The following is a 6,918-nucleotide window of genomic DNA, read 5'->3' on the forward strand; positions in this document are numbered from 1 at the left end:
ATTTTCTCGATGCGCTCCCTGCCCTGCCGCCGCTTGAGGTAGGGATGGACCATGTCGCCCTGGATCGGCCCGGGGCGGACGAGCGCCACCTCGACGACGAGATCGTAGTAGCGGCGCGGTTTGAGCCGCGGCAGCATGGCCATCTGGGCGCGCGATTCGACCTGGAAGACGCCCATGCTGTCGGCGTGGCAGAGCATGTCGTAGGTTTTCGGGTCTTCGGCGGGGATGTCGGCCATCTGCCACGGTCGACCGGAAATTTCGCTCAAAATCGACAGCATGCGGCGGATCGCCGAGAGCATGCCGAGGGCCAGCACATCGACTTTCATGAGGCCGACGGCGTCGAGATCGTCCTTGTCCCACTGGATCACCGTGCGCTCGGGCATCGCGGTGTTTTCGACCGGAACCAGCCGGGCGAGCGGCCCGCGCGACATGACGAAACCACCGACGTGCTGGGTCAGGTGGCGGGGAAAGCCGCGCAGCTGGCCGGCGATCCACAGCCATTTTTCGACGCGTGGCGAGGTCGGGTCGAGACCCTGCTCGGCGAAGCGTTCGGGCAATTGCTCGCGCTTGTCCCACCAGGCTAGCGAGGCGGTCAGGGCGTCGATGCGGGCTGTCTCGAAACCGAGTACCCGACCGGCATCGCGCAGCGCGCCCTTGGTCCGGTAGGTGATCAGCGCGGCGGCCAGGGCGGTTCGCTCGCGCGTGTATTTTTGGTAAATGTAAGCGATGACCTCGGGGCGGCGTTCGTGCTCGAAATCGACATCAATGTCCGGCGGCTCGCCGCGTTCCTTCGAGATGAAGCGTTCGAACAGCATGCCCGAACGATCCGGGCTGACTTCGGTGATGCCCAGCGCGAAGCAGACAATCGAATTGGCCGCCGAGCCGCGCCCCTGGCACAGGATATCGACGCTGCGCGCGAAGCAGACGATGTCGTAGACCGTCAGGAAATAGGCTTCGTATTTGAGTTCGGCGATCAGCGCCAGTTCATGCTCAACGATCTTTCGAACCGGGTCCGGAACGCCTTGCGGATAGCGTTTCAGCAAGCCGCGCTCGGTTTCGTGGCGCAGCCAGGAAGTCGGCGTATGGCCGGCTTCGACGATTTCCTCGGGATACTCGTAGCGCAGTTCATCAAGCGAGAAGCTGCACTGCTCGGCGATTTTCAGCGTTTCGGCCAGCAGTTCCGGCGGATAGAGGCGCGACAGGCGCAGGCGTGTGCGCACATGGCGCTCGGCGTTGGGAAAGAGCGCGTAGCCGGCGTCGAAAACCGTCGTTTTCAGACGCAGCGCGGTCAGCACATCCTGCACCGGCCGCCGGGCTTTGACGTGCATGTGCACGTCGCCGGCCGCTACCAGCGGCAGTCCGCAAACCTCACCAAGCGTTTGCAAATCGGCCAGTCGGGCCGCATCGTCCGGCCCGGCATGCAGTTCGACAGCAATCCACAGACGACCGGGAAAACGCTCGGCTAGCCAGTGACCGTCGTCAACCGAGGCTGCCTCGCCCGGCACCCACAGCGCCAGGCAATCGGGCACCGCGCCGTTCGGCGAAACGACATTGAGATCGTACCGTTGCAGCGCATAAGCCCCCTTGTCCGCTCGCCGCCGGGCCAGCGTGATGAGCGCCGAGAGATTGCCATAGCCCTCGCGGTTTTTCGCTAGAAAGACCAGCTTGAGGCCATCGACGGTCGTCATTTCGCTGCCGACGATGAGTTTCAGCCCGGCCTGCTTGGCCGCCTGATGCGCCCGCACGATACCGGCCAGCGAACATTCGTCGGTCAACGCCAGCGCCGTGTAGCCCTGGACGGCTGCCTGCGCGATCAGTTCGCCCGGGTGCGAGGCGCCGCGCAGGAAAGTGAAATTGGAGAGGCAATGCAGCTCGGCGTAAGCGGGTAGCGACATGGCCGAGCTCTCATTTATCAGCGTGTAGCGGATGCCGCATCCAGTTGCAGAGAGCGGATCCAGTCGAGCACGACGCTGGCACTGTTGCTCGGTGTTTCGAGGTGGCCGCCAGACACCTCGACTTGTCGTGCGGCCAGCGTCTTGGGCAAGCGATCAAACACCCGACCGGCCATATTTCTGAGACCGGTTTCCTCAGCCTGGCCGGACACCCACAGTACGGCCGTGCCGGGCAGGACGACGGCGGCATTGTTGCCGAAATTCATCGGCCCGGCCGGGTCGAAGAAGTCGAGATAGGTCCGGGCGCTCATGCTGACCTGCTTGAGCCGACCGCCGGAATTGGGATCGTCGAACCAGCCGGTTTCATTCGGCTGGCCGGCATCAAGCAGCGCCTGCGCCTTGCTACGGCTCTTGGCCGTCAGGTTGGCGAAATAGCTGCCTTCCGGATAATGGCCCGGCGCCAGCGCAACGACGCCATCCATTTTGTGCCGGCCGGCATAACGAACGGCGCCCGCGGCACCGAAACTGTGTCCGGCTACGATGATCGTCCGGGCGCCCCGCTGGCGAAGCTGCCCGACCGCGGCATCGATCTCGTTTTCCATCGCCGCCACGCCGGCATCGTAGGAACGCCGACCCGACCACGTCATTTCTGGGCTCACCACCAACAACCCGGCCCGCTCCATGGCGCTGGCAAAGTCGCTGATATGCCCGTTCGGCTGGTCCCATTTGCCATGCATGACCACGATGCCGACTGGCCCGGCCTCGGCATGCGCCAGAAAGCATGGCGACAAGGCCAGCCAGGACAGCACAACCAGAATGACTTTCCGCATTACATCCTCCTTGATCATCGCTACAAAAATTCAGATTACCTCAGGCGAACAGGCCGTGCAGGAACCAGCCGTCGGCGTTTCTGAACACCCAGGCCCACTGGCCGAGCGGATTGCGCGCGACAAAATAGTCGCGTCGCACGTCACCGGTCGCCCCGCCCTCGCCTTCATCCCACCAGCCACTTTCCAGCCGCTCGGCGCGCGACAGCAGTTTGAGTGGGCCGTGCCATTGCGGGTTGCCGGCGCGTTCGGCCAGCGCCTGTGGCGTTGGCAGCAGCCATAGCGGGCGTGATCGGTTGGTGTTGCCGGCCGCTGGCGGCATTTCCCGCGTTACCACGGTCGACCGGGAAAAACGGCCAAAATTGAAATCGACTTCATGCGCCCGCGTCGCACATTCGGGCCGATGATCGGCCATCTCGCCCAGCGCCTGCACCGCGCCTTCGCCCAGGCGGGCACGCAGCCGTTCCAGGCAGGCCAGCGTGCCTTCGCCGACCGGCGCCTGCTCGAACAGATGGGCGCTGGCCCCCGGTTTGTCGACCAGCTCGTCTGCCTGCAAGCGCAAGGCTTCGACCGGCGCCTTGAGGTCCAGCCGGGAAAGATGCTCGCGCAGCAGGCGGACGAAACGCCCTTCATCGGCCGCCGGTTCGGCGAAATTCAGGGCCAGCGAAGTCGGCGGCCCGTCGTCGTGGGTCAGTTGCAGGGAGCAACGTCGGACCAGGAACTGCCGGCCGTGCAGCCAGCCGGCCAGGGCCGCAAACAGGCGCTGGCCGGCGAAAACCAGCGCCTCGGCATGCTCGACCCGCGATGGCAGCTCGATATCGATGGCGAAACTTTCCGGAAAAACGAAGGATTTCTGCGGATCGGGCAGATCGCCCCAGGCGCGCAGCAGGTCGTCGACCGGCCCGCTGCCGATGCGCCGCCGCAAGCCGGCACCGGGCAGCTTGCGCAGATCACCCAGTTGCCTCAGGCCGAATGATTCGAGCCGGTTCGTGACCTCATCAGGCCAGCCGGGAACGGCACACGGCAAGTCGGCCAGGGTTGTGTGCATGGTTGCCGGTTCCGCATAAATCTGGCTGGCGCCCATCCGTGCCAGCCAACCAGCACCGCGCGGCGTTGGCGCCACCGCCCAGCGGGTCGAATAAGACTGTTCGGCGCAACCAGCGAGCACCGCCGTCATGATCGCCTCGGCGCCGCCGAACAGGCGCAGGCAGCCGCCGATTTCGAGCAGCAGCGACTCCGGCGGCACCAGGCTGATTGTCGGGGTGAAGCGCCCGGCCCAGCAGGCCAGATTTTCCAGCGCCTGCTTTTCGCGGGCCGCGCAGCGTTCGAAAACGGCCAGCCCGGGCTGCAGGCCAAGCGCCGTGGATAGTTTCTGGCCAGCACAAACGCCCGCTGCCATCGCCTCGGCATCACCCACCTGCACCCGCCCGCGCGCCACGACCGCGCTAGGCGACTGGCGCAGCGGCAGGGCCTCGAGCGGCAACAAGGGAAAGTGCAGGGCCAGCCACAGCACGCGAATTTCTCCCGGCGAATTGAACAGGACGAGGTATGGACAAGGCGAGCGGCCGGGAAACTGGCCGACCGCGCCGTTTGATGATGCGTACCGACAGCGTGCTGTCGTCCGCCGCCGCATTCAATACGACGCGCAGCGGCGCTGGCGATGGCACCCCGGCAGCTACGGTCGACCGCCACAAACAGGCAAAAACCGAACGCCCTTCGGCGGCAACCTGCAAGCGGCGCAAGGCGCGGGCATCGATGTTTGCTTCCGGCCAGGCCAGCACACCGGCAAAACCACCGCTGGTCAGCAGTTGTTCGACGCACCAGCCGACGCTCTTGCCGGCCTGGACGACGACCAGCCGTTCCAGTGCTACACCGGCCGCGGCCCAAGCCGGCGCATGCGGCAACCACGGCGGTGCGACCAGTGCCAGCCAGCCGCCATCGGTCGATAATCTGGCCAGCGCCGGCAGCAACAGGCTCATTTCGCCGACACTGCTACGGTCAACGAGCATTTCAGTCAAATTCCCGCGCGGCCAGCCGCCGCCCGGCAATTCGGCGTCGAGCTCAGCATGGCCGCTCGGGATGGCGCTTTCCGCCAGCGAAGCCAGCGTGTCGCCGCGCCAGACATCGCCTCGGGCCAGCACATCCGCCAAGGCAACCGGCAACGGCTGGGTGTTCATGAGAGCTTGGAAACGGCTCCGCGAATCAGGCCGACGGCGATGCCTTCGATGGCAAATTCGACCTCTTCGGGATTGACGATGATCGGCTGAAAATCCGGATTCTCGGCGATCAGTTTGATCTGCCCGCCGCTGCGTTCCAGGCGCTTGACCGTGACTTCCTCGTCGATGCGGGCGACGACGATCTGGCCGTCACGCGCCTGATTGGTCTTGTGCACGGCAAGCAGGTCGCCGTCGAACATGCCAATATCGATCATCGAGGTGCCGCGCACCTTGAGCAGGAAATCGGCTTTGGGCGAGAACATGCCGGCATCGAAGGCGTAGCGGCCCTGGACGTTTTCAACAGCGAGAATGGGCGACCCGGCGGCGACGCTGCCGATCAGCGGCAGGCCAAGCTGCTCGACGAGCCGGATGCCGCGCGCCGAGCCCGGCTCGAGCGTGATGGCGCCCTTTTTGGCCAGGGCCTTGAGGTGGTCTTCGGCGGCATTCGGCGAGGCGAAACCGAAGGCGCTGGCGATTTCCATGCGTGTCGGTGGGGCGCCGAGCACTTCCAGCGTATTTTTGATGAAGTCGAGAATTTCCTGCTGACGTGGCGTGAGTTTCATGGCCGGCCTCTGCTGATTACCAATAACTGTATTTTTGTACAGTCATTGGTTTTTGGCAAGCGGAAATTCAGGTCGGCAGATCGAAACCCTTCAATTTGCGGAACATGTCCACGGCGTAGGAATCGGTCATCCCGGCGACAAAATCGGCGACCTGGAGCAGGCGAATGTACGGGTCGGCATCCGGCTCGCCGCCGTGGCCAAGGAATTGCGGCGGCAAAAGCTTGAGCAGCATGCGCTCGCGCGTCGTGTAGCGGGCATGCCCTGCCCTCGCCTCGACGGCATTGGTGAACAGGCCGAGCAAAGCGCCGAGCACCTCGAAACCGGCGGTTTCGATCTCGAGCGCCGGGCGGGCGGTGTAGATCGTTTCCTTGGCGAGCTTGAGAATGGCCTGCAGCGGATGGGCGATGGGCGAGCTTTCGAGCAGTTCGTCATCGAACAGGCCGCTCAGGATGGCGTCCTCGTTTTCCAGGAAGACTGCCGCAGCGCTTTCGAGCAGGCAGCCGATGGCCTTGGCGCGCAGGTATTCGAGGCGCTCTTTCGGATCATGCAGGCGATCCAGTCGGCCGCCGTTGATTGTGTTGCCAGCCAGGTCGGCGAGCAGGCACTCGGCATCCTTGTAGGGCACGAAGCCAAGCCGGGCGGCATCTTCGAGGTCGACGATGAGGTAGCATGTGTCGTCTGCCACTTCGACGAGAAAAGCCAGCGGATGACGGTGCCAGGCGGTATTTGGAATTCGCTCGATAATTCCGGTTGACCGTGCAACCCGCCGAAAATTATCGGCATCCTGCTGGAAAAAGCCGAATTTCTTGCCGCTCTTGCCATCCAGATCCGCATCGAGATGCGATGGGCGCGGGTATTTGGTAAAGGTCGCCAGCACCGCGCTGCTCAGCTGAAGACCGCCGGGGTTGGCCGGGCTTTGCAGCCGGCTGACGATGCGAAAGCCCTGTGCATTGCCTTCGTAGCGCTCGAAGTCGGCCCGTTGCGCCGGCGTCAACTCGTGACGATCAAGCAAGCCGGAATGGCGGAACCACTCGCGGATGGCGTCCTCGCCGGCGTGGCCGAAAGGCGGATTGCCGATGTCGTGGGCCAGACAGGCGGCGGCAACGATGGCGCCAAAATCGCCCGACTCAACGTGCTGTAAGCCGTGCCGGGCGATGATCTCGCGGCCGACGACAGCACCCAGCGAGCGGCCGACACAACTGACTTCCAGGCTGTGTGTCAGGCGGGTGCGCACGTAATCACTCTTGGAGAGGGGGAAAACCTGCGTCTTGTCCTTCATGCGCCGGAAGGCGGAAGTGAAGACGATGCGATCGTAATCCTGCTGGAAAGCCGTACGCTCTGCCGTACCGGGCGCCTTGCCGGCCCCCAGGCGTTCGCTCGACAGCAGTTTTTCCCAGACTTTTCGTTTGCCCATGCTCTT

General features: G+C 64.3%; 6 protein-coding genes. All 6 read right to left on the bottom strand.

Going from position 1 to position 6,918, the window contains the following annotated elements:
* Positions 1–1,895: PHP domain-containing protein (locus ADADOO_RS01115; RefSeq protein WP_511274323.1), on the bottom strand; the 1,895-nt coding region annotated here is incomplete at its 3' end.
* A gap of 17 nt (positions 1,896–1,912) precedes the next feature.
* Entirely contained in the window at positions 1,913–2,722 is an 810-nt protein-coding gene (locus ADADOO_RS01120) for an alpha/beta hydrolase (RefSeq protein ID WP_511274324.1), read from the bottom strand.
* Between the two features lie 40 nt (positions 2,723–2,762).
* The gene (locus tag ADADOO_RS01125) at positions 2,763–4,232 is read right to left on the bottom strand and encodes a Y-family DNA polymerase (protein WP_511274325.1); all 1,470 of its coding nucleotides are present in this window, start codon (positions 4,230–4,232) and stop codon (positions 2,763–2,765) included.
* A complete protein-coding gene (imuA, locus tag ADADOO_RS01130; protein ID WP_511274326.1) occupies positions 4,165–4,896 on the bottom strand; it encodes a translesion DNA synthesis-associated protein ImuA in 732 nt (243 codons plus the stop codon). Before imuA ends, ADADOO_RS01125 begins: the two co-directional genes overlap by 68 nt.
* A complete protein-coding gene (gene lexA / locus ADADOO_RS01135) occupies positions 4,893–5,498 on the bottom strand; it encodes a transcriptional repressor LexA (protein WP_511274327.1) in 606 nt (201 codons plus the stop codon). The genes imuA and lexA overlap by 4 nt, the downstream gene beginning before the upstream one ends.
* A gap of 67 nt (positions 5,499–5,565) precedes the next feature.
* On the bottom strand, positions 5,566–6,918 hold a 1,353-nt coding region (dgt, locus tag ADADOO_RS01140), incomplete at its 5' end, for a dGTP triphosphohydrolase (RefSeq protein WP_511274328.1).

It is taken from the genome of Azonexus sp., from assembly GCF_036170495.1.
In the GTDB taxonomy this organism is placed as follows: domain Bacteria; phylum Pseudomonadota; class Gammaproteobacteria; order Burkholderiales; family Rhodocyclaceae; genus Azonexus.

Bases quoted from the DNA above. Each gene is read 5' to 3' on its own strand.
- ADADOO_RS01120 (WP_511274324.1), bottom strand. From the start codon at position 2,722: ATGCGGAAAGTCATTCTGGTTGTGCTGTCCTGGCTGGCCTTGTCGCCA.
- imuA (WP_511274326.1), bottom strand. From the start codon at position 4,896: ATGAACACCCAGCCGTTGCCGGTTGCCTTGGCGGATGTGCTGGCCCGA.
- lexA (WP_511274327.1), bottom strand. From the start codon at position 5,498: ATGAAACTCACGCCACGTCAGCAGGAAATTCTCGACTTCATCAAAAAT.